This window comes from Actinoplanes regularis (assembly GCF_900188005.1).
GTDB classification, from domain to species: Bacteria; Actinomycetota; Actinomycetes; order Mycobacteriales; family Micromonosporaceae; genus Actinoplanes; species Actinoplanes regularis.
In genome coordinates this window covers 82,102-104,066 of sequence record NZ_FZNR01000003.1, presented here as the reverse complement: position 1 = coordinate 104,066, position 21,965 = coordinate 82,102, and the positions used below count along the sequence as shown (strand labels likewise).

Here is a 21,965-nt window from a genome sequence, read left to right as displayed (position 1 = left end):
ACAGAGCAGATAACAATCAATGTTCGAAAATACTTGAGAACATCCCGCAGGCCGCGAACCTGAGTCCGCGGCCTGCGAATTGATTCCGGAACGAAAGTTCTAAAGATTTACGACGAGGTCTTTGCGAGAACGGCCTGACGCACTGCGGCGATTGCCTGGTCCACGGTGCCTGGGTCGGTGCCCGCTCCCTGCGCCATGGCGTCCTTGCCGCCTCCGTGTCCTCCAAGGACAGTCATCGCCGTACGGATCAGTTCGCCGGCCTTCAGCCCGTTCGCCTGCCCCCTCTCATTCACCACGACCACACACAACGGGCGGCCGTCCTTGACGGAGAACAAGGCAACCGCAGCCTCTGTGGACGTCAATCGCCCGCACACGTCCCGTGCCATCCGCCGCAGGTCGTCCATGGCGAAACCGTCGCGCACCTTCGTAGCGACCAGCGCAACGCCGCCGACGTGCTCGGTTGATTGCACCAGCGACTCACTCGCCTGCATGAGATTGTCCAGCCGGAAGCGGTCGATCTCCTTGTCCGCGTCCCGGATCCGCGTGATCATTCCGGCGACCTTCTCCGGCAGTTCCTCCGGCCTACCCTTGACCAACTCGGTCAGCCGCCTCACCAACATATGCTCGCGGGCCAGGAAGCGGTACGCGTCGACGCCGACCAGGGCCTCGACCCGCCGAACACCCGCGCCGATTGACGACTCGCCCATCAGCTTCACCAGGCCGAGTTGCGCAGTATTGCGAACATGCGTTCCGCCGCACAGCTCCTTGGAGTAGTCGCCGATGGTAACGACGCGCACCCGGTCGCCGTACTTCTCGCCGAACATCGCGACAGCCCCTTGCTTGCGGGCCTCATCCATGGTCATCACCGCGGCGGTAACTTCCAGCTCGCGGGCCAGCACGTCGTTGATCTTCTGCTCCACGTCCGTGAGCACGGAGTGCGGCACTGCGGACGGTGAGGCGAAGTCGAAGCGGAATCGCCCGGGCGAGTTCTCCGAGCCAGCCTGCGCGGCCGACGGGCCAAGCGCGTCGCGCAGCGCCTGATGCGTCAGGTGAGTCGCCGAATGCGCACGGGAGACGGCACGACGGCGCTCGACGTCAACCGTCGCAAGCACCGTCGAGTCGAGAGTGACTTCGCCGACCAACACCGTGCCCGAGTGCACCAGGACGCCCGGCACCGGTTGCTGCACGTCGTGAATGATCACGGTGGCGCCCGCGTGTGTCTGAATTCGGCCGTGGTCCGCCAATTGGCCGCCGCCCTCGGCGTAGAAAGGCGTCCGGCTCAGGACGATTTCGACCTCGTCGCCCTCGGACGCCACAGGCGAGGGGACGCCGTCGACCAGCAGGCCGATGACCGAAGCCTCGTCCTCCAACAACTCGTATCCGGTGAACTCGACGGCCCCGCCCTGGTCTGCCACCTCCCGGTAGGCGGAAAGGTCGGCGTGGCCGGCCTTCTTCGCCCGGGCGTCGGCCTTGGCCCGATCCCGCTGCTGCTTCATGAGCTGCCGGAAGCCGCCCTCGTCGACTTGCAGCCCCTGTTCCGCCGCCATTTCCAGGGTCAGATCGATAGGGAAGCCGTACGTGTCATGCAGCATGAACGCCTGGTCGCCGCTCAGGACGGAGGAACCACGGCGTTTAGTCTCGGTGACCGTCTCGTCGAGGATGGCGGTGCCGGTCTTCAATGTCTTGAGGAATGCGGCCTCTTCCGCCAGCAAGACAATTTCGATACGCGCGCGGTCTTCCAGCAGTTCGTGGTACTGCTCGCCCATGATCTCGAGGACGGTGTCGAGCAGCGCTTTGGCCACCGGCCCCGTGGAGCCGAGTAGCCGCATATTGCGGATGGCGCGGCGCAGAATCCGGCGCAGCACGTAGCTGCGGCCCTCGTTGCCGGGTGTGACCCCGTCTCCGATCAGCATGACCGACGCCCGCATGTGGTCCGAAACGATGCGGAGCGAGACGTCTGATTTTGGATCCGCGCCGTACGGAACTCCGGTCAGCTCGGTCGCCTTGTCGATGACGGCACGCGAGGTGTCGATCTCGAAGATGTTGTTCACGCCCTGGAGGATCATCGCCAGCCGCTCGAGGCCGAGACCGGTGTCGATGTTCTTCGCCGGCAGCTCCCCGAGGATCTCGAAGTCCTCCTTGCCGGTTCCTTCACCTCGTTCGTACTGCATGAACACGAGGTTCCACAGTTCGATGTAGCGCTCGTCGTTGACGGCCGGGCCGCCTTCGGGGCCGTACTCCGGGCCGCGGTCGTAGCAAATCTCGGACGAAGGTCCGCAGGGTCCCGGCACATCCATGGACCAGAAGTTCGGCCCCATGCCCAGGCGTTGGATCCGCTCCGGCGGGACGCCGACGACATCGCGCCAGATCGCCTCAGCTTCGGAATCCTCGTGGAAGACGGTGATCCACAACCGCTCGGGATCCATGCCGTAGCCCCCCGCGTCCTGCGGTGAGGTCAGCAGTTCCCAAGCGAGGGTGATCGCTTCCTTCTTGAAATAGTCCCCGAACGAGAAGTTGCCGCACATCTGGAAGAACGTGGCATGGCGCGTGGTCTTGCCAACCTCGTCGATATCTGGGGTGCGCACGCATTTCTGGATACTCGTGGCCAGCTGGAAGGGCGGCTTTTCCTGACCGAGGAAGTATGGCTTGAACGGCACCATGCCTGCAGGTACCAGCAGCAGGGTCGGGTCGTCCGCGATCAACGATGCTGAAGGCACGACCGCGTGCCCTCGCTCTTCGAAGAATTTGAGCCAGCGTTTGCGGATTTCCGCCGACCTCATCAGCATTCGTCCTTCCATGTCGCCGAGCGATCTGCGGAGGTCGCTCGGCTCCGTTGTGGCTTTCCCATCGTGTGTGACACGTTGTCATGTGCCATCGGGCAGTCTAGACACCTTTTGGGGTGAGGGTCTGGCTCAGGTCCACTGTGAGGCTTCTGGGTGATCGACTGGGTGTATGGCGTCGGGTTCTGCTGATCGCACCCGGTACGGCGATGGCGGCGGGGGTGGACCAGGCCGAACGCGCTCAGCGTGAGCGGGTTCGGCGGCAGGCGGTTCAGATGTTCGCCGTCGTCGAGCTGAACATCGTTCCGCCGGGCCCCTGTCTGGTTTCAAGGTGTTCGGCTCGAAGGTAAAACTTCATTCACGGTTGACGCGGTGTCGAACCCAAAGGCCTTCTGGTGGGCTGGTGTCGAAAGGAGCAGCCGGGTTCCACCATGGTGTTGGGTGTGACCGGCCGGCCGGAGCCCGGCCCGCACCGCCACCTTCCAGGATGCAATGTTGTCCGGATGCACGATGGCGACGACCGGCACCCCTGGCAGGTCCCGGGCGGCCAGCTCTACCGCCTTGGTGGCCAGCTCGGCCGCATAGCCTCGGCCCCATGCCGCCACCGCAAACCGGTAGTAGAGATTGAGAGAACTCACCCCATCCACGTCGTGGCGGCGAAGGCCGCCGGCGCCGATCACCTCGCCGGGCGGGTCCTCCCGAACGACCCAGTACCCAAACCCGTTCTGATCCCAGTGCGTCAGCCACTCTTCGACCATGGTTCGGCTGCGGACCATATCGGTCGTCGGCCCTGCCGGGTTGTGCATGTTGGTCCGCGGGTCGGCATGCACGGCGTGCAGTTGCGCTAGGTCGTCGATCCTGGGCCGGTCCAGCCACAACCGCTCGGTACGCAGTTCGGCCCAGTTCAACACGGCTGAACTCGACTTACTATCGGGCCCTGCAGCAGGGCCAGGACGAGTAGGCCGACGCCGAGAGCGAGTAAGCCCACATCGCCGATAGCATTGAGTGCGCCGGTAATGACCAATGGGGCCAGCGCTGGCCCCAGCGCAGCGCCGGACGCGAACGCTCCCTGGTATTCGCCTGGACGGTTCGGATCGGCTAGCTCGAAACTGAGTTCCCATGCCGCCGCGGCTTGCAGCACTTCGCCGAGGCTGTACACCGTGAACGCGCCGCAGGCCCAGACGGCCTGGGGCACACCCCGTAAGTGCCCCGCGATCAGCAGCATCGCGCCGAATGCCACGAACAGCCCTCCCGCCAAGATCTGGGCGCGAATCGCCGAGCTGACGCCGGAGAGACGGGCGGTCAACGGCACCTGGCCGAGTACCACAACGACAGTGTTGATGATCAGGCCGGCCGATACCAGCCAGAGCGCGCGCAGCGGACCGTTCTGCGCCCACACCGGCACACCCACCTCGATCAACAGGTAGTGCACGCCGAGCAGGCCGTTGAGCAATGCGATGGTCAGGTAGACGCGGTCGCGCAGCGCGCCGCGCCGGCCGCCGGCTCCCGCGTCAGCCCGAGGCGACGCGGTCACCGTGCGCAGCGGGCGAAGCAGTCCCGCGGAGACCAGGTACGTGGCTGAGACAAGCAACAGGGCCAGCCGATACAACCACGGCTTGTCCACACCGGTGGCGATTGCGGCGATAGCGCTACCGCCGGCCATTCCGAGATTGCTGAGGCTACGCAGCCATGAACGCGTACGCACCCGGTCAGTGCCGGCGAAAGCCAACGCAATCAGTGCACCCCTGGCGGCCAGCTTCACCTTGCCGGTGAGGGCTACCAGTCCAGCGGCCAGCGCGAATGGAATGGGTCCTTGTATGAATGCGAGCGCTGCCACGCTGGTCGCCTGCGCCACGAGGACCACAATGTTTGCCCGCGCCACCGGCACCCGGTCGATGAGCCGTCCGATCGGCGCGCCGACACAGATCGCGATGATGCCGGAAGTGGTCAGTACCGTGCCAACGAAGGTCGACGGCATGGTCAGCATTCGGGTGAAGTACAGGAAGCTCGTCGCGGCGAACAACCCGTTTCCGATCGCGGCAACCATCGTCGAGATCGCCATGGCCCGGAACGCCGGGACCGCGAACAACCTGTGACCTGCCGCGCTGGCATCGACACTGACCGCCGCGCTCATCGAAGCCGTACCCGGACGCGGCTCGCGGCATGCTCGGCTGCGGCGATCGCCTGAACCACATCGTCACCGGTTGCCAGAACGTAACCAATACGGTCCTCGGAGCTGCGAAGTTGGCGGACCTCGGTACCGGGAACCGCATCGATCACAACCTCGTGCACGCCCGGACAGGCTTGTGCCTCCTCCACCCCGGTCACCTCGTCGACGACGCCCGGCTCCCCGGTCAGGAATCGGATGGCCGCCGCAGGCGCAATCGGGTCGCGCCGTGGGTGCGGCCGGCTGGCCAGGGCAGCGATCGTGGCCGGCTGCGGGAAACATCCTGTGACCAGTCCGGTCATCTCCCAGATGCGGTCACCGCCGTAACGAGTATGTGTCTCGATCAGGTACGGTTCTCCGTCTCGGAGCCGAAACTCTGTGTGTGCTGGCCCGACGCGGTGGCCAAGGCGGTCAAGCAGCGCGGCGACACTCTCAGAGATATGCGCGGCGAGTTCGGCTGGAAGCCGCGCCGGCAGCTGATGACCCAGTTCCACCCGCCACTGGCCGTCCGTGACCAGTTTCTCGGTGATCGCGATTACCTCGTGTCGACCGTCTCGGGAAACGGTTTCGACGCTGAATTCGGGTCCGTCGATGTAGGACTCGACCAGCAACGGCCATCGCCTATTGACGGTATCCGGGACGAGCTGCGCTGGGTCGGAGATCACCCGCACGCCGGCGCTGCCCGCCCCGTCCACCGGCTTGACGACGCAGGGCAGGCCGGCCTCGCGTACCGCGTCTATCAGCTGCCCTGCATCAAGCACCACCCGGTGGTACGGGTTACGCAGCCCAGACCTGCCGACGGCGGCCCGCGTAGCCGCCTTGTCGAGCGCGGCCCGTGTGGCGAGCAGGGGGTTGCCGGCGATCCCCAACGCCTCGTGGATGCGTGCGGCGAGCACCAGGAACGCCTCGTGGAACGCGGTCACGCCGTCGAGCGGTGCATCAGCGTGGAGCTCCGCGGCAGCCTCCAGCGCTGCCGGCATGTCGTGTAGGTCGACCAGTCTGACCCGGTCGGCAACGGCGGACTGGCGAGCGGTGAGCCGTTCCGGCGACTGCAAAAGGTCGATTGTGATCGAGCGGTCATCGAGATAGTCGATGCTGGAGTCGCGGGCCCCCACGATGAGAACGCGACTCATCTCATTGACTCCGCTTCGCGACATCCGGCACGGAGGCGATAATCTCGGCGATTACCTCGCGCGAGTCGTCGGGTAGGCCCAACTGCACCGGTTCCACCAAGCCGCCCGGATTAACCAGATTGACCTCGAAGACGTAGGGATACGCGACGTCGATACCGGCGAACCGGATGCCGAACTCCAGCAACGCCTCGCCGACCCGGCCAGCCAGCTTGCGCTCGTCGTCATCAAGGTCACAGATCGCGAAGTCGGCGCTTTGCGTGATGTTGCCACGGTGGTCGGCCGTTGAGATGCGCTTGACCTGCGAACGGACCGGTTGGCCGTTGGCCAGTGCCACCCGCTTCTCCTCACGGTGTTCGACGAACTCTTGCAGCACGCAGTAGCGATTGCGTAGGCCCTCCAGTCCGCCACGGGTGATCGAACCAGCGGCGGTGTCATTGCCGGTCATCGACTGCAGCAGAGCCCGGTTGTTGGTCGAACCCGGCTCCAGCACGAACACGTCGGCGCCCGCACCGGAGTTCGGCGGCTTGACCAGCCACCTCTGCTGTGGATTCTGCTCGTACACCGCCGACAGCGCGGCAAACGTGTTCGCCGTCCAGGTCTGCGGCAGATGCTCGGAGGGAACCACGAGGGGCAGATTGTTCTTGTTGTTCAGCATCAGCAGCCCGACTACGTCGTTGACGAACGGAACCTGCAGATTCGCACGCCAGAGCAGTTGCCAGACATCCGCGCTGATCTTTGGATGCGGCTGGTTGAGTACCCACACCAGGTCGCAGTCGGTCATGTCGGTGACCGTCATCTCTCCGGGGTAGGCGCCGTACGGTTCGAGCGTGGCGGTGACTGGCCCGGACAGACAACGCAGACGTGGGCCGTGGGCCGAAATGCTGTTGACTACGCCCAGCCGTACCTCATGGCCGAGGTCGACAAGGTTGTTGGCGTAGAGAGCGTGGCTGATGTCGAGGTCGGCGGGTGAGCCGACGAGCAGCAGAATGCGCATGGTGGTTTGTCCTTCGTTCAGGGGTGATCTGGGCGTAGGCGGCCCATCAGGAACTGGGCCGCGGATCGGGCCCGCATCTGTGCCTCAGCGAAGGTCGCGCCCCAGGCCAGAACCTCGCCAAGGTCGTAGTGCCCGTCGCCGATTGGGGTCACGTTCCGGCCGCCAGGAGCAAGTCGAACAAATTCGACGCCTGGCAGGTTCCGGACGATCTCCATGTCCTTCTCGCCGACCGTGGTACCGACGGGGCCTGAAACAACGTGCTCAGCGCCGTACCTGCCCGTGGTCGGGGCCGCAGCGGCCGGTGCAGGCGCCCCGATAGCGGCGGCGACCGTCAGTGCGTACTCGTCATACCCGGACAGCGTGCTGACCAGGTAGCTGAGTCCCCGGCCAGCCATCCGCGGGTTGATCTCCACCACCCGGGGCCCGGACGCCGTGAGAACGAGTTCAACGTGGGCGGGTCCCTGAGTGAATCCGACAGCGTCGAGGACGCGAACGCAGACATCCCGGATCTGATCCGACGTGTCGGGGGGCAGCGCCAGCGGAAACGTCCAAGCGAGTTCGGCGAAGGTTGGGGGCGCGCTGAGTATCCGGTCGGTGAGCCCAAGCAGTAACGTCTGCCCGTCCCGGCGGAATACCTCTGCACTGACCAGCGGGCCCACCAGATACTCCTCGACCAGGACCCGGGAACTCAGCCCCTCGGCGCCGGAGAGGATCAGTTCCGCCGCCCGGGTCACTTCATCGCTAGACGACGCAGCCCGCACGCCGAGGCTCGCCGTTCCGGTCGCCGGCTTGACCACCACCGGATAACCGAGTTGTTCCGCCGCGGTCAGGGCGCCCCCGACGGTGTCCGCGGCGATCGCGCGGACCTGGGCAACCCCAGCTTCGTTACAGGCTTCACGGAATGCGGCCTTGTCGGCGCAACGACCGACCACGTCCGAATCTAGAAAAGGCAGGCCGAGTTTCGCGCACGCCTGCGCGGTGGCGGACAGCGACCGGTCGACCGGGGCCAGGATTCCGCCGATCCGACCAACCCGTGTTAGAGAATCGGCAATCGCGCCGGCATCACGCGTGTCGACACCGGAGTAGATGCGTAGCGACGGCGGCGGGCTGTCGAGCACCTCTCGGCTGACGTCCCGCGAGTAACGATCTACCGAGGTGGTGATGAATACCGTCGGCACTTCCATCCGGCAGGCGGTCTCGAGCAGGCGAAGCCCGTGTCCGGTGCCGAGGGCCTCGACGATCACCAGTTTCCCGTTCATGACTTCCCGTCCTGATCAGCGAGCACGTCATGCAAGCTGCGCCGTTCCCAGGCCATCGCTTGCCATCCTTCGCCCCGCATGGGCACGGCCGTCACCATCTCGGGATCGGTCGGCAGGCGGTCGTCGAGGCGTAGGTCCGGGCAGACACCGGCCAGCCAGGTGTTGTCATAAACGGTGGCCTCATACCGGTGCCCGGCGTCCGGCAGCAGCGTCACCACCGTCCCCTCACGGCGTCTGGCGAGATGCTTAGCCACCAGGTACGCGGCACCGCTGGTGGGGCCCATGTACAGCGCGTGCTGACGATGCAGCGCCCGGGTTGCGGCGTATGCCGGCGAAGCGTCGACCCAGTGCACCTCGTCGAAGACGGTGTGGTCGAGATTGGATGGCAACAGGCTGTTGCCGAGACCGCGAAGTAGCCGCGGTCCGTCCTGCTGGCCGAACAGCCGGCTGTGATGGGTGTCGACACCGACAGCCCGCAGGCTGGGGAACACCGACCGCAGAGCCCGGGCGGTGCCACACATGGAACCGCCCGACCCGACTGGACCCACCAGGTAGGCGACGTCGCCCACGACCTGGGCGATTTGCTCAGCCACTGCCGCGTACGCCAACGGATTGTTGACGTTGCCGTACTGAGAGGGGACGAAATGGTCTGGGTAACGAGCGCACAGCTGCTCGACCACGGCCAACCGCGCAGCCTGGAACCCGCCATCGGCGGCCGGCTCGCGCACCACGGTCAGCTCCGCGCCGAGGTCCATCAGCCGCTGCGCCAGAAACCCCTCGACCGCCGGGTCGCTGACCAGGTGAAGCCGAAGACCACGCAGCGCGCAAACCATAGCCAGGCCCAGGCCAAAAGTTCCGGACGTGGTGTCGATGACCGTGGTGCCGGGCCCAATCCGGCCCTCCCGAATCGCCTCATCCACCATGTGGGCGGCTGGCAGCATCTTCATGACGTCGAACGCGGCGCCGACCAGATTCGGTGCGAGCCGGATCAGCCGCGGCAGACATGCTGCCTCGACCACGTCCGAGGCGACCTCAACAGACACCGACATCGAACCTCCAAATTTCCATCGCTCCGAGTGACTCAAGCCGTGCGGCGGCACGTTTCGCCGCGTCCATATCTCCGAGCGGGCAGATCACGCCGGCGACAGTGCCGCTGTGTGCGACCTGGATGCCCATCGCACCCCAGCTGGCGTGCTCTGCCAGCAGAGCGTCAACCTGGGCGATCGGGCGATACCGTTGGTTGATCACGGTGCTCGCGGTCGACACCCGGGCCAGTAGGCTGCTGTCGCCGAGATGCAGTGCCCGGCGCAGGGCACCACGAAGGGCTCGGAAATCGGCGCGTTCCCTGGCGTCATAACGGATCTGAGGCGCGGCGAGCGTATCCACATCTGAGCCGCCAAAATCTGCGCCGATCAAGGTGAAAGGCGGCAGGCTATGCGGGAATGCCTCCAGCGTAAGCGCCTCCCGCTGGGCGAACAACACCGGCAGATCGAACATCAACGAGTCTGACGCGGCCTCGGCTGCGACTGCGATTTCTCCGATCTCCTGCGGGCTGAGCCGCCGACCGAAGGCATGCGCGACGGCGCGTGCTGTCGCCACGACATCGGCGGTGGAGGACCCGAGACCTCGTCCTCTCGGAATGGTCGAGTGAACCTCGACAGTGCCACCCCAGTCCGGGGCCCCGATGCGCAAGAGGGTCTCCTCGGCGCTGCGGACAGCCTTCCAGAGCAGCGGCCCGCCTTCGACGTCCGCGTCTTGTACCGGGGTAAAGCAAGCCGTCGAGGCGAAGAGCGGAAACGGCATTGTGACCAATGCATGATGATGATGGGCATCCCGATCTGGGAAAACGCCCTGGAGGATCTCCCCGTGGTGCGCATGGCACGAGCCGGTACCTTGCCGGGCGGCCGGACCGAGCTGTCGCGTGACTGCTGGTGACGGCGGCCGGAGACCATCGATTCGGTCAGTAATCGTCATAGTTCTCTTTCCCCGTTTCTCGCGAGGTGAAGCGCGTAGGCCGTTTCCGACCCGCAGATGGCCTCACGCTGTTGGATTCGCCAATAGACATCGGCGAGGGGCTTTATCCACTTATGGAGGGCTCGTTGGCGTAACGGATGAGCCTCAGACCGGGCGTCAAGAACGGCCGTATCGATACCAGGCACGGCGACACAACAATCACCGGTTGCCGATCGACCAACCTGTCACTGGCGACAATGACCTTGAACCTGGGCAAAGGGTTCTCGCCGACCCGTAGGGTCAAACTTCCGTCCCTTACCCGCCATTACCCTCAGCTTCCTTGCAGTCACGGTCTCTACGCAACGAGGGGAAGGCCAGTAGGCTCAGGGAACGGTGACGATCTGCGCCGAGTAGCCGAGCCCGGAGCCGAATCCGGCCAGCAACGCCAGGTCGCCGGGCCGGACCTGTCCGGTGGCACACAACACCTCCAGCGCCATCGGAATGGACGCCGCCGACGTGTTGCCGTCCACACGGACACTGCGCGCCACGACGACGGACGCCGGCAGTTCGAGTTGACTCGCGACTCTCTCGATTATCCGTTCGTTCGCCTGATGCAGTACGAGCGCGTTGATGTCCCCGGGCTTGAGGCCCGCGGCGTCCAACGTCTCACGTATGACATCCGCGAGTGCGCTGATCGCCCACCGGAACACCTCTGGACCTGCCATCTCCAGGTAGGGCCACCGGGCAGCACTCGGTGTCTTCAAGGCCGCGAAGGACGCACTCTGCTCGATCGCGTGTAGATGCTCGGTGTCGCTGCCCCAGACGACGGGCCCGATGCCCGGCTGCTCCGAGGGTCCGACCACGACCGCGCCCGCGCCGTCGCCGAACAGGAATGCGGTGGACCGGTCTGTGATGTCGACGATGTCGCTCATCCGCTCGGCGCCGGCGACCACCACATACTGCGCGTCGCCCGATGAAACGAGACTGTTTGCCAACGCAAGGGCCTGGGAGAATCCTGCACAGGCCCCTCCGATGTCGAAAACCGCAGCACCGGTCGCCTCGAGTTCCGCGGCACACGCGGCAGCCGCTGGCGGCGCCTGGTGCAGATAGGACATCGACGCGAGGATGACGCACGACACGTCTTTCGGAGTGAGACCGGCGGCACTGAGCGCCTTGCTCGCGGACCAGGCCGCCATCTCGGGGATGGACTCGGCGGCCGCGAATCGGCGCGAGACGATACCCGACCTGGCCTGGATCCAACTGTCGTCAGAGTCGATGTGCTTGCTGATCTCCTCGTTACCCACGACGCGGTTCGGCCGATAGGCGCCGATCCCCAGGATGCGGGCGGACCGTCGGGCGCGGCCCTGAATCTTCGCTGGCATTACGCCATCACTCATCGGTTCATACCCCCAAGGAACGTTCGCACCAATGGAATACGAGCAGCATCGGCCTGTGGTGGCGGATTAGTGGAGTCCTCGGGGTTCGCCGGAACCCGTGAGAGCTCGCCCGCTCTCGGTCGCAACATCTCCCGCAAGAGGGGTCTGATGTCTTCGAAGTCGTTGGGCTGCCTCGTGTCCACAACTGAATAGAGATTCTTTTCGGCCACCTCACGAAACCGCCTGACCTCGACATCCTTGTCGTGTCGCGTCTGCGGGTGCACGGGTGAGTCAGCACGCGCCAGCACACGGTCGAAAAGGAGATCGCTCGGCGCGTCGAACAACAGCCCGAGGTCCGGTCGGTAAAGTCGTCGTAGCGGCTCCGAGAACATCGCTTCGGAATTGAACACCAGCGGAGTTAGGGCGTATCGCTCGCAGATCACGAGGTGCCCCTGCTGAAGGGCGGGTTCAATGATCGCCCGCAGCCGGACCAAGCGATCGCCGACCGCCATCAGCTTCAATCCAATATCGTCAATGAGGCTTCGTTCGAAGCCGAGAGACTCGTCGCTCCATGCCCGCCAGAGGTCATAGGCGCGCATGTGCTCTCCCGGCATCAACACGTGCGTGCACGGGACTTCGTCACGCATGGCCGCCATGAGCCACGAAACGAAATAGGACTTTCCGGACCCGTCCGACCCTTCGACGGCCAAAAGCCGGCCGGGGTATTCATGGGACGGCCCGTCTAATACGACAGAAGTCCAATCCTCGCTTCGGTCGGTGTGACTCACTGCGACTCCCTCGCGCTCGTTACTCTCCCGGTATCGCAGGTCTGCGAAGGCAGCGCACCGATGGCGGTGAGACGCTCCCTGACAGCTCCCATGGAATACGCAAGGCCGATATCCGTTCGAATCGATACACCGTCGTTCAGCGCCGCGAACTCGCGAAAGAGCTTCGCCCTCATGGACATGCCTTCCAGATCGACCGATTCCGCCTCTGCTCCCCCGCGGTCCCGCAGCCGATCAGCGGCAACATCCACTGGAACATCGGCGAAAAAATAGCAGTCTGGCCGGGGAAAATGCCCGGCGCAGTCCCAGACGATGCGCCGTTCGGCGGCCGAGTACGGCGTCAGCAAGAACTCCACCAGCGTAGTGAACAAATACCGGTCGATAATTACCGTGTGCCCCGCCTGAAGATGGCTTTTCACCTGATTGTGCAGTGTGAGGAGGCGGTCCCCCATCAGGACGAGCGTCAACCCAAACGGGTCGATGAACCCACGGTCCAGACTCCCTTGGCGGTCCCTGTCAAACTCGCGGAATAGCGCTGTTTCCTTCAACTTCCGAGACGGAAACTTGAACCGCCGCACCACGACCGAGCGGCGCCTCGCCTCCGATGCGATACACCGGATCAATGTTGTCTTTCCGCTGGCATCGATGCCTGAAACCGCGATGAGCTTCCCGGGCCAGGTATGACGTCGCATACCGATGCGGAAATCCAGATCACCATAGCCACCGTTAGAATCATTCATCCAACGTTCTCCTCCACGCCTGACACGCCGAATCCGGGCTGTTTCCGTACACGGCGTACCCGAACACCTCCGATCCGCCGCGTCGTCGAAAAGGTTCGGAAATCGACGCTGATCGCCGCGACGGCCGCAGACTACAGCCATGTCAGCATCGATGGAACAATCATCGAGACCGACCGGTGCACCACCGAAGGCCCGACCACCGGCATCGACTTCGACGGGATCTGGATCGTTGCCGGTGGCCCTGGCGATCGAAAAAACACACAGTCACGGTGGAACATTCAAATCGTCACCGTGCCCGACGGACGGCCGATCTGGACCGCTGGATGATCAAGGAGTGGCGCGGATCGGCTCCATGTCCACCTCGATCGCCGGCGCCTTCGTGAAGGTCAGTACCGCCATGTCCTTCACGAAGGTGGTCTCGCGAGGATCGATGAGATCCCGCACATCGTCGGCGCGAGCCCTCGTCGGGTCCGTCAGGGCAGCGTGAGGGTTCTTTCCCAGCCGGACGCCGTGCGCGAGATTGTGCGGGTAGCCAAGAACGAGTGCGGCACCCTCGTACTCCTCGGGCGTAAATGTGACGTCGTGGTCGCGGCCCAGTAGCTCCTCGGTGGGAAGGTCGGAGAAGTGGGCCCCGAATTCGGCTCCCTCGATGTTCTGCGTCCGCACCGTGGGATAGAAGATCACACTGCCCACCGGCTCCTGCTCAGAAGCGATGTCGCGGTGGAGAAATCCTTCGTAGACCTGCCCAGCGCGCGCTATCACCCGGTAGAGGAACAGTGTCACGACAAGGCGCTGCTCGTCGAATTCCTCCGGGATCGCCAGCTGCGCCGCAAGACGCACGATGCCGTCGAGATATGCGAACGCCGGCACCTCGGTCGAGTCGGGGAGTTCTAGTCCCGCTTCTCCACGAGGCTGAAACTTGGTCTCGGACAGCGAGAAGGAAGACTTGATGGCGCCGGCAACCAGCGCCGGGGTCTCGCCGCGCCCCAAGGAAGCGCGCTGGTAATTATCCCAGGCTCGAAGCCGGGTGGCGACTTGTTCGATCGGTGTCATTCGGAGGCGGTCGGTGATCCCGGAAAACACTTGTTGAAGGTGACCGATCGAGGAACTGACCGACCCCTCTCTCACCAGCCGCGCCATCGGCTCCGGTCGCCCTGTCTCGGATTCAGCCATTGCACACTCCTTCCAAGTGTTTTGCATCGGTGCCGGGGGAGGTAGTTTGGGCATGCGCATCTCACCTAATCGAACCGGAGATCGACATGATTAGTGCGGGGAGTATTTCACCATGACATCGATTCGACGCCCAATTCGGCCGCCTTACGATGGAGCACCATTCCCGACCGTGACACTGGTCCAGGCCTCGGCGGTTATCGAACGGTACCAGCTCGACATTGACCCGCGGAAGACGAAGCGTCTCAATTCGTCGGGTAATGTGCATTCGGTGTACCGGCTCGGCGACAAATATATCTTGAAGATACCGCGAGACCATCCGCGGGCGATCGGAGAAACACTGACTGCGTCAGTTGCAGCGCCCGCCGCCAGTTCCGCCGGCATTCGAACCGGATCACTCGTTGCGTTCGACGACAGCCTGGAGATATTCAGCGTCCCGTTCTCGGTTTTCGAGTACGTGCGCGGCGACTCGGTGACCCCGTCCGCACGGGTCCTGCCGTCCGACGCGGCCGTCTGGCACGACGTCGGACGTGAACTCGCGACACTCCACCACACCGTGGGTCACGTGGACGATCCCAAGGGCTGGCTCGAGGAGTGGACCCGCCCGCTCGACCACGCCGCGATCCTGACAGGACTCGTCGAAGCGGGCGTGGTGGCCTCGCATCTGGCCGAGTGGTTCGACGAATTGTTGAACGCCCTGAAGCCCTCGGTCAGCGACGCCCACCGCTATCGCCGTTTCGTGCATGGCGACCTCAAGCCTGGGAACATCCTGCAGTGCGACGGCCGGCTTGGCGCGCTGATCGATTGGGATGACGCGGGTTGGTTCGATCCGGCGATCGACTTCGCGCAGATTCCCCTGCACCTGGTCGAGGTCGCTCTCGCCGGCTACCGGGCCGTCGCTCCGCTGGACGGCGACGACACGGCCGAGCAGCGGATCCTGTGGGACCACGTGATGACCGCGCTGACGGAACTGTGGCGGCTTCGTATCGACATGGCCAAGGTCTACCACCCTTGCCCCGGCGACGGGCTCGTCGAGGTGCTCGCCCTCGCCGTCGACGGCACGTCGTCACTGCTCGAGCACTTCCCGGTCCGCCGAGGCCTGATCCAGACGGCGGTACGGGGCTGACCGTGCTCCGGCGCCCATGACTCGCACCTCGGCCGCTCGTCGACGACGACTGTCGTCGGACCGCCAGCGGCCGAGGTGCAGAGTGCCATCGGGGCTTCAGCCGGAAATGCGGGCTCGGAACCGGTCGGCGTCGACCACGGCGCGCTGGTGAACACCGTCGCAGAGCACACTGCCGTCGACGCTCTTAACGGCGAAATCGAATTGAGGCTGCGAGACGTCGCCGGCAGCGGTCGCCTGGATGACGACGACCTCGCCGATCCGGGCGGGGGCACGATGATTCATGACGACCCGCACGCCGACCGTCATCTCGCTGGGTGCCAGTTGCGGTTGAAGGAGGTCGGCGCACAGACGCTCCACGTGGCCGAGGATGGCTGGTGTCGACAGCACCTCGACACCGGGATTTCCCCAGCGCGAAGCGGAGTCCTCTGGGCTGACGGTGATACGGCGTTCATTGCTGACCACGGCGATTTCTCCTGACATGTCGAGGCTCCCTCACGGCTGCTGGTCACTGCAGACCGGGGAAGCCATGGCTCGTTGTCCGACGTTCGCTCAGTTGTCCGCCGATGTCGTCAGCGCGACGTCAGCAGTAGGTTGAGCCGGCGCTCGTAGTCATCGGCTGCGGCGACGTCGGCCCCGACTGCGCAGTACTCGACCGCACCGGACTGGGCGGTGTGATCGCAGGTGAGGATGACGCCCTCGCCACGCTCGGGATCGAACGCCAAGCCGGCCCGCTTCAGCGCCGCTACGGCGCTCGTGAACGAATTCGCCTTCAGGTCGTTCTTGCTGATGAGGTGCCGGCGTAGCAGGTAGTCGTCGCCGACGAGCGTCCGGCCGATCCAGTGGAGATGGGTGGAGCCCCCGAGGCGACCGTTGAACTCATTGAGGACGACGGTCTTGCCGTCGTCGGCCGCCAGTCCGTCGATGTTGATCAGCCCGCGATAGCCCATCGCGTGCACGACGTCGGCGAGTTCGAGCGCGTACCGCGAGAACTCGGTGTCGCACTCCTTGGAGATCGAACTCGGGGGTATCAGGAGTCCGCCGAAGACGGGCGTCATCCGCATCTCCGCGGTGTGGCGCATAACCGCGGACTCGCCGGTCAGGTCCACCTCGCACCCTAAGGAAATCGCGTCCTGTAGGTAGTGCTCGATGACGACCGGATCACGGCCGTTCGAACTGAAGCGCGGCCACTGCTCGCCCAGCCGCTTCTCGACGGCGTGGCGGTCCGCGACGACGGTGAGCACAGCGGCTCCCAGCTGAACGGTGTCCACCGAAGGCGTGAGGATCTCATTGCCGTGACCGCATTCGAGCGCGTCCTGTTTGACGATCACGGACCGCCCCGCCTCGATGAACGAGGCGACGAAGTCGACCGCGTCGCTCACCGACCGGGTCACCAGGCCCTCTGCGATGGGGACGCCGGCACCCCCGCAGAGCGCCCGGAACACCGTCTTCCGGTTGAGCAGGTCGGCACCGCCGGCCTCGCAGAACGCGACACTCGCCTCGCGCGACCCGATTCCGACGTCGCGGGCGAGCGACGCGATGATCTGGTCGTAGCAGTAAGGGACGATGCGATCGAGTCCTCGCTCGGCGACCGTCGCTCGCAACTCGTCGACGAACCGGGCCCCCCGAAGCCGGTCCGCCATCAGCACGTCTCCGCCGGCCTCCCCAGGCGGGGGAACGATGACATCTGCCGAGGTGACCGGCGTGCCTTTCAGCCAGGAGGCGTAGGCGAGGAACTCGTCGCTGATGGGTTGTGGACTGACCAGGAGGTCGCCGGGCTCCATTAACCAGACCAACCGACAGGACAGGTTGCCGCCGATCCGGCGCGTCTGGGGGTCGAGCTGGCTGAGGTCACCGACAAGGGTCTCGTTGAACGAGTTTCCGACGTACAAGGTCGCCATCGTCACGCTCCTCCGACGTGCTCTGCTACGAACGACTCGGACACCGCACGGGTAAGGCGTGCGATCAGCATCTCGACCTCTTTGTCACGGATCGTCAGTGGTGGGCACACCATCACCGACTGCGAACGCGCGTCGACGCCCGAGGGGTACACCAGGAGTCCGTTCCGCAGCGCAGCATCGACGATCCGGCGGTTCAACGGCGTGGTCGCGAAATCGGCCGGGTCCTGTTCGATCCCCACGCCGAGGAGCAGACCTCGTCCACGCGGCGGCCGGAGGAAGGGAACCGACTCTGCGATCAGTGCCAGCTCCCGCCGAAGGTAGGCGCCCACCTCCCGCGCTCGCGAGACGAGTTGGTGGTCGCGGGTGTACGTGAGCACGGCAAGCGCCGCCGCAGCGGCCAGCGGGTTGCCGCTCATCGTGTGCCCCATCGACACCTCCGCAACCGAGATACCGGGCATCACGCGTTCCCCCACGATGCAGGCCCCGATCGGAAGGTAACCGCCGCTAAGACCCTTCCCGGTGACCAAGAGGTCGGGCGTGATCGCGGACTTCGTGACACCGAACCATTCACCGACCCGGCCGAATCCGGTCATGACCTCATCGGCGATCAGCAGAGCGCCCGTGCGGTCACAGAACTCACGGAGCCCGCGGAGCGTCCGGACATCCGTCTCCGCTCCTCCGCTAGCCGCCCCGCCGACCGGCTCGAGGACGACGGCGGCAACGCGTGCGGGATCCATCCGTTCAAGGACAGACAACCAATCCTCGAGCGAAGGGAGGATCTCGGTGTCGCACGAGGATGACACCTGCTCCAGCTTCGCCGCCCCATTGAGCAGACCCTCAAGGTTGCGACGGCGAGGCGGATGTCCGGACACCGCGAGCGCGCCGACGGTCATGCCGTGATAGCTCGGCCGCTGCGAGACGATGATGTTCCGCCCGGTCCCGGCGTGGTGGTGCATGGCGAGCCGGAGTGCGGTCTCCATCGCCTCGGAGCCGGAATTGGTATAGACGACCTCTCTGTACCCGTGGCCGGTGATCGAAAGGATCACGGCGGACAGGTCTTCGACGGGCTGATTGCGGAACTGGCTGCGATGGGCGAACGTCACGAGCCGCGACTGCCTCGAGATCGCCTCGAGCACGTCGGGCACGCCGTGGCCGATGTTCACGCAGATCGTGCCCGAGCACCCATCGACGTACTCCCGGCCGTCGGTGTCAACGATCATGACCCCCTCGGCCCGATCCACCATCGGCAGTGCGGATGCTCCCGTCATCACGTCCCCGACCCGCTCGAACCTCGAGCGGTCTCGTCGGACCGGTACGCACGCCGCACGTGGTTGAAGATGTTCTTCTTCTGCATCTCGTCCGTCCCGGCGGCGATCTTGAAGGCCACCGAGTCGCGCAGGTTGCGCTCCACCGCACTGCCGGATTCGTAGCCCGAGTGGCCGAATGCCTGGACCAGGTCGAGACCCGAGCCGACGAGACCTGTCGACGCGAACAGCTTCGTCACCGAGGCACTGAGGCTGTATCCATCGTGCCGGCCGTCCAACTGGCCAAACGACCGATAGGCCAGTGCGCGGGACCCCTCGACGGCCATGGCGAGCGACACGACCTTCTCCTGCATGTACTGCTGCCCGCTCAGCGGTGCGCCGAACGCGTGCCTGGTCTCGAGCTGTCGCACCAGTGGCTCAAGCTGTGCCTCCAGGGAGCTCCCGACGATGATCCCGAACAGAATCCTGTCGTACGCCAATGTGCTGTAGAGGCGTGTCAGGCCCTCACCGACGCCGCCGATCACTGCGTCGGCATCGAGGTGCACGTCGCGGAACGTGATCGGCCCGGTCGGACTCGTCCGGAGTCCCAGAAGGTCCTCACCGGGTCCGATCTCGACCCCGTCGGCGGTGGTGCGCGTCACGAACAGGCTGAGTTCGAAGGCCCCGGGCTCGGTGTCGGTACGAGCCGCCAGCATGACGACATCCGCGACGGGCGCGTTCGTGATGTGCGCCTTGCCGCCGTTCAGGATGAAGCCGCCACCGGCCGCGGGGACCGCCCGGGTCGAGAACCCCCGGACGTCGGATCCGCCGGACTCCTCGGTGGACGCTGTGGCCGCGATGTCTCCGGATGTCAGGCCCGGCAGCCACGTGTCCTGTTGCTCCCGGGTGCCGGCCGTCACCAGCAGCCGGATCAGGCCGCTCTGCGACGCGACAGACATGAGGAAACCGAGATCGCGCGCACCGAGCGACAGGCCCTCCAAAGCTGCCAGCCAGTCCCAGCCGTCCTGGCCGAGACCTCCGATCTCGGCCGGCACCTGCAGCCGCCAGAAGTCGGTGGCCGCCAGCTCCTTCCAGATCCCCCGGTCGAAGGATCCGTCTCGATCGCGGGCATCGGTGCCGACCGCCACGAGATCGGTGGCGAACTCATGGAACCGCTCTCGGATCTCTAACTGACGCTTGTTCCAGCTAGTGTTCACCGCTCCTCCACTCTGGCACCCGGTTTCGACCACCTGATCAGGGTGCCTCCCCACGACATTCCCGCGCCGAAGGCTGCGAGCAGTACCAAAGACCCCTCTCGCAGCCGGCCGTCCTGCACCGCCGCGTCGATTCCGAGTGGCACCGACGCTCCGACGGTGTTGCCGAACACTTCGCCGGTACTCACATTCCGGTCCCCGGCGAATCCCGCTTCCTCGGCGCATCGCGCCACGAGTTTGGGATTCGCCTGGTGACAGATCAGATAGTCGACGTCCGCCACGGCGACACCCGCCATCTGCGTCACCGTATTCACCAACTTCGGCAGCTTTTCGAACATCAACTCGGAGATCTCCCGGCCGCGCATCCTGAAGAGATGGCCTGTGCTCTCTGGTGCCTGGCCCGGCAACGGAGGTGAGAAGCCGCCCACGGCGTAATCGCCCAGCGAGCCGTTCGTCGCAAGCTCCGTCGCCATGAACCCGCCCTCCTTGACCGGGCCAAGGACCACTGCCCCCGCCCCGTCTCCGAAGAGCGGCCAGGTCTGACGGTCGAGCGGGTCGGTCATCCGCGACCAGAGGTCACAGCCGATGACCAGAACGAACGGCCGCTCGACATCCACCCCGACCAGTGGCCGTGCGACCTCCAGCGCGAAGACAAACCCCGCGCACGCCGCGTTGAGGTCGAACGCAAAGGCGTGCGTCGCGCCGAGGCGGTCCTGGACCCGGGCGGCGACCGCCGGGACCGGCGGGTCGGGGCTGACCGTAGCCACGATGATGGTGCGGACCTCGCTAGGGCTGACGCCGGCGGCGCGGAGAGCTTCCCGGCCCGCCCCGACGGCCAGGTCGGTGAGCGATGTCTCGGCGGGGGCACAGCGCCGTTCACGGATCCCCGTCGCCCGCTGGGTCCATCCGGGCCTGGCATTGAGCGCCCGATCAATCTCGTCGCAGGTCACAACAGTGCTCGGCAGGCACGAACCAGTGCCGATGATTCCCGTCGGCGACTCCGCCATGGCATGGTCCCTGCGGCCCTGCGACCGGCTCTTCGCCCCGTGGCTCATCATCGCCACCTCTGCGCCGACGTCGCACCGACGCCACCCTGGGCGTTGGCCTGGCTCTCCGCGAAGTCCACGAGCTGACCGTTGGGGACTCGTGCCAACTCCGGGGTCCATGCGGCCCAGCCCGGCACCGGGTTCACCTCGATCACCGTCAGGCTGGCCTCGGTCATGATGATGTCGACGCCAGCGATCGTCAGGTCAGCCGCCTTCGCAGCTCGCAGGGCCAGGGACGTGAGCTCGTCCGGCGGCTCGACGAAGGCAGAACTGACCGGATCGTCGGCGAGGTCACCGGAGAAGGGCTTCCAGTCGCCGTCGGCGGCGGTGTCGAACCGCATGGAGCTGGAGACCTTCGACCCGATGATGAGCACTCGGTAGTCGCCCGTGTGTTCCAGATAGGGCTGACAGAGGAGCGTGCCGTGCCGTTCGAGTAGTGCGTCGATGAGTTGCAGGGCCGCGGTGGTCGGGCCTTCGAGGATGCGCTCGACGTCGAGCCCTCGGTAGCCCAGAGCGGGCTTGACCACCACCTGGCCCCATGCATCAAGCGCGGCACGCACGTCGGCGGCGCTGCGGCACTCCTTGGTCGGCGGGACGGGGATGCCGTGCAACGTGAGCTGCTGGAGCATGGCTCGCTTGCTCGCCGCTCTGATGTGCACGTCCAGCGGGTCGAGGACGATCACGCCCGGTTCGCCGTTGAGCAGCAGAAGCTGCTGGATCTTCTCCGTCCAGGGCGGCGTGCTGAGGTCACACCGGCAGAGGATGACGTCGAACTCCGACAACGGGGTCCCTTGGACGCTCGCTACCGCACCCCCAGGGCTGGGATCACAGCGTACGTCGTCGAGTTCGAACACCACCGCGCTGTGCCCACGTTCTCTGGCGACGTCCGCCGTCCCAATCGCTTCCGGCTCCGCTTTCTCCCACGCGATAATGCCGAGTTTCACGGCGCCCACCAGGGCCTGGTCACATTCGTGACAGTGGTCATCAGTGTTCTCCATTCGTAGATGCGATACGCCGATCGCAGAACCGATCCCGGCTGTGCAACTGAGGATTTTCTTCAGTTGCACAGCCCGGCCAGGA

20 protein-coding genes are annotated in these 21,965 nt (G+C 65.3%); 2 read left to right on the top strand and 18 right to left on the bottom strand.

Translation table 11 applies throughout. The annotated features are described in order from the left end of the window. Positions 1 to 107: 107 nt before the first annotated feature. The 11 genes from alaS to CHC09_RS09940 form a co-directional block, all read right to left on the bottom strand. Positions 108 to 2,780, bottom strand: a complete 2,673-nt coding sequence (gene alaS, locus CHC09_RS09990) for an alanine--tRNA ligase (protein ID WP_089293174.1) — start codon at positions 2,778 to 2,780, stop codon at positions 108 to 110. 326 nt (positions 2,781 to 3,106) lie between these two features. Continuing rightward, positions 3,107 to 3,691 carry a GNAT family N-acetyltransferase gene (locus CHC09_RS09985; protein ID WP_179277021.1) on the bottom strand — a complete coding sequence of 195 codons (585 nt, stop codon included), beginning with the start codon at positions 3,689 to 3,691 and terminating at the stop codon, positions 3,107 to 3,109. Beyond that, complete coding sequence (locus CHC09_RS45030; RefSeq protein ID WP_143232273.1) at positions 3,685 to 4,914, bottom strand: MFS transporter; 1,230 nt, start codon at positions 4,912 to 4,914, stop codon at positions 3,685 to 3,687. Before CHC09_RS45030 ends, CHC09_RS09985 begins: the two co-directional genes overlap by 7 nt. Then, entirely contained in the window at positions 4,911 to 6,080 is a 1,170-nt protein-coding gene (locus CHC09_RS09975) for an ATP-grasp domain-containing protein (protein WP_179277020.1), read from the bottom strand. Before CHC09_RS09975 ends, CHC09_RS45030 begins: the two co-directional genes overlap by 4 nt. A gap of 1 nt (position 6,081) precedes the next feature. Beyond that, positions 6,082 to 7,074 (bottom strand): ATP-grasp domain-containing protein, encoded by a 993-nt coding sequence (locus tag CHC09_RS09970; protein WP_089292757.1) that lies wholly within the window; start codon positions 7,072 to 7,074, stop codon positions 6,082 to 6,084. A gap of 17 nt (positions 7,075 to 7,091) precedes the next feature. Next, on the bottom strand, positions 7,092 to 8,333 hold the full coding sequence (locus CHC09_RS09965; RefSeq protein ID WP_089292756.1) for an ATP-grasp domain-containing protein: 1,242 nt from the start codon (positions 8,331 to 8,333) through the stop codon (positions 7,092 to 7,094). Next, positions 8,330 to 9,376 carry a cysteine synthase family protein gene (locus tag CHC09_RS09960; protein ID WP_203833135.1) on the bottom strand — a complete coding sequence of 349 codons (1,047 nt, stop codon included), beginning with the start codon at positions 9,374 to 9,376 and terminating at the stop codon, positions 8,330 to 8,332. The genes CHC09_RS09965 and CHC09_RS09960 overlap by 4 nt, the downstream gene beginning before the upstream one ends. Then, positions 9,366 to 10,136 (bottom strand): GHMP family kinase ATP-binding protein, encoded by a 771-nt coding sequence (locus CHC09_RS09955; protein ID WP_179277019.1) that lies wholly within the window; start codon positions 10,134 to 10,136, stop codon positions 9,366 to 9,368. Before CHC09_RS09955 ends, CHC09_RS09960 begins: the two co-directional genes overlap by 11 nt. Positions 10,137 to 10,669: 533 nt before the next feature. Next, positions 10,670 to 11,668 (bottom strand): beta-ketoacyl-ACP synthase 3, encoded by a 999-nt coding sequence (locus tag CHC09_RS09950; RefSeq protein ID WP_089292753.1) that lies wholly within the window; start codon positions 11,666 to 11,668, stop codon positions 10,670 to 10,672. A gap of 11 nt (positions 11,669 to 11,679) precedes the next feature. Beyond that, a complete protein-coding gene (locus CHC09_RS09945) occupies positions 11,680 to 12,450 on the bottom strand; it encodes a nucleoside/nucleotide kinase family protein (RefSeq protein ID WP_179277018.1) in 771 nt (256 codons plus the stop codon). Next, positions 12,447 to 13,139, bottom strand: coding sequence for a dTMP kinase (locus CHC09_RS09940; RefSeq protein ID WP_179277017.1), 693 nt, complete (start codon positions 13,137 to 13,139; stop codon positions 12,447 to 12,449). The genes CHC09_RS09945 and CHC09_RS09940 overlap by 4 nt, the downstream gene beginning before the upstream one ends. On the opposite strand from CHC09_RS09940, the gene CHC09_RS46185 reads away from it, so the two are divergent. Then, positions 13,128 to 13,514: a hypothetical protein gene (locus CHC09_RS46185; protein WP_179277016.1), complete on the top strand. Its 387-nt coding sequence runs from the start codon at positions 13,128 to 13,130 to the stop codon at positions 13,512 to 13,514. The genes CHC09_RS09940 and CHC09_RS46185 overlap by 12 nt on opposite strands. Here the strand turns inward: CHC09_RS46185 and CHC09_RS09935 are convergent, their stop codons facing one another. Beyond that, positions 13,515 to 14,360 (bottom strand): hypothetical protein, encoded by an 846-nt coding sequence (locus tag CHC09_RS09935; protein ID WP_143232272.1) that lies wholly within the window; start codon positions 14,358 to 14,360, stop codon positions 13,515 to 13,517. Positions 14,361 to 14,529: 169 nt separating this feature from the next. On the opposite strand from CHC09_RS09935, the gene CHC09_RS09930 reads away from it, so the two are divergent. Next, a complete protein-coding gene (locus tag CHC09_RS09930) occupies positions 14,530 to 15,483 on the top strand; it encodes a phosphotransferase enzyme family protein (RefSeq protein ID WP_179277015.1) in 954 nt (317 codons plus the stop codon). Between the two features lie 96 nt (positions 15,484 to 15,579). On the opposite strand, the gene CHC09_RS09925 is transcribed toward CHC09_RS09930, so the two are convergent. The 6 genes from CHC09_RS09925 to CHC09_RS09900 all read right to left on the bottom strand — a co-directional run bounded on the left by CHC09_RS09925 (position 15,580) and on the right by CHC09_RS09900 (position 21,952). Continuing rightward, positions 15,580 to 15,963 (bottom strand): thioesterase family protein, encoded by a 384-nt coding sequence (locus CHC09_RS09925; protein WP_143232271.1) that lies wholly within the window; start codon positions 15,961 to 15,963, stop codon positions 15,580 to 15,582. Positions 15,964 to 16,052: 89 nt separating this feature from the next. Next, a complete protein-coding gene (locus CHC09_RS09920) occupies positions 16,053 to 17,381 on the bottom strand; it encodes a preATP grasp domain-containing protein (RefSeq protein WP_089292747.1) in 1,329 nt (442 codons plus the stop codon). A 2-nt stretch (positions 17,382 to 17,383) separates the two neighbouring features. After that, positions 17,384 to 18,625 carry an aminotransferase family protein gene (locus CHC09_RS09915; RefSeq protein WP_089292746.1) on the bottom strand — a complete coding sequence of 414 codons (1,242 nt, stop codon included), beginning with the start codon at positions 18,623 to 18,625 and terminating at the stop codon, positions 17,384 to 17,386. 23 nt (positions 18,626 to 18,648) lie between these two features. After that, positions 18,649 to 19,842 (bottom strand): acyl-CoA dehydrogenase family protein, encoded by a 1,194-nt coding sequence (locus CHC09_RS09910; protein ID WP_089292745.1) that lies wholly within the window; start codon positions 19,840 to 19,842, stop codon positions 18,649 to 18,651. Then, positions 19,839 to 20,846, bottom strand: a complete 1,008-nt coding sequence (locus tag CHC09_RS09905; RefSeq protein ID WP_179277014.1) for a 3-oxoacyl-ACP synthase III family protein — start codon at positions 20,844 to 20,846, stop codon at positions 19,839 to 19,841. The genes CHC09_RS09910 and CHC09_RS09905 overlap by 4 nt, the downstream gene beginning before the upstream one ends. Before the next feature lie 47 nt (positions 20,847 to 20,893). Beyond that, positions 20,894 to 21,952 (bottom strand): ATP-grasp domain-containing protein, encoded by a 1,059-nt coding sequence (locus CHC09_RS09900; protein ID WP_143232270.1) that lies wholly within the window; start codon positions 21,950 to 21,952, stop codon positions 20,894 to 20,896. Positions 21,953 to 21,965 lie beyond the last annotated feature (13 nt).

What these genes read in the sequence shown, in the direction of transcription:
- alaS (WP_089293174.1), bottom strand. Translation starts at nt 2,780, where the DNA reads ATGAGGTCGGCGGAAATCCGCAAACGCTGGCTCAAATTCTTCGAAGAG.
- CHC09_RS45030 (WP_143232273.1), bottom strand. Translation starts at nt 4,914, where the DNA reads ATGAGCGCGGCGGTCAGTGTCGATGCCAGCGCGGCAGGTCACAGGTTG.
- CHC09_RS09975 (WP_179277020.1), bottom strand. Translation starts at nt 6,080, where the DNA reads ATGAGTCGCGTTCTCATCGTGGGGGCCCGCGACTCCAGCATCGACTAT.
- CHC09_RS09970 (WP_089292757.1), bottom strand. Translation starts at nt 7,074, where the DNA reads ATGCGCATTCTGCTGCTCGTCGGCTCACCCGCCGACCTCGACATCAGC.
- CHC09_RS09965 (WP_089292756.1), bottom strand. Translation starts at nt 8,333, where the DNA reads ATGAACGGGAAACTGGTGATCGTCGAGGCCCTCGGCACCGGACACGGG.
- CHC09_RS09955 (WP_179277019.1), bottom strand. Translation starts at nt 10,136, where the DNA reads ATGCCGTTTCCGCTCTTCGCCTCGACGGCTTGCTTTACCCCGGTACAA.
- CHC09_RS09950 (WP_089292753.1), bottom strand. Translation starts at nt 11,668, where the DNA reads ATGCCAGCGAAGATTCAGGGCCGCGCCCGACGGTCCGCCCGCATCCTG.
- CHC09_RS46185 (WP_179277016.1), top strand. Translation starts at nt 13,128, where the DNA reads ATGACGTCGCATACCGATGCGGAAATCCAGATCACCATAGCCACCGTT.
- CHC09_RS09940 (WP_179277017.1), bottom strand. Translation starts at nt 13,139, where the DNA reads ATGCGACGTCATACCTGGCCCGGGAAGCTCATCGCGGTTTCAGGCATC.
- CHC09_RS09935 (WP_143232272.1), bottom strand. Translation starts at nt 14,360, where the DNA reads ATGGCTGAATCCGAGACAGGGCGACCGGAGCCGATGGCGCGGCTGGTG.
- CHC09_RS09925 (WP_143232271.1), bottom strand. Translation starts at nt 15,963, where the DNA reads ATGTCAGGAGAAATCGCCGTGGTCAGCAATGAACGCCGTATCACCGTC.
- CHC09_RS09920 (WP_089292747.1), bottom strand. Translation starts at nt 17,381, where the DNA reads ATGGCGACCTTGTACGTCGGAAACTCGTTCAACGAGACCCTTGTCGGT.
- CHC09_RS09915 (WP_089292746.1), bottom strand. Translation starts at nt 18,625, where the DNA reads ATGGTGGATCGGGCCGAGGGGGTCATGATCGTTGACACCGACGGCCGG.
- CHC09_RS09905 (WP_179277014.1), bottom strand. Translation starts at nt 20,846, where the DNA reads ATGGCGGAGTCGCCGACGGGAATCATCGGCACTGGTTCGTGCCTGCCG.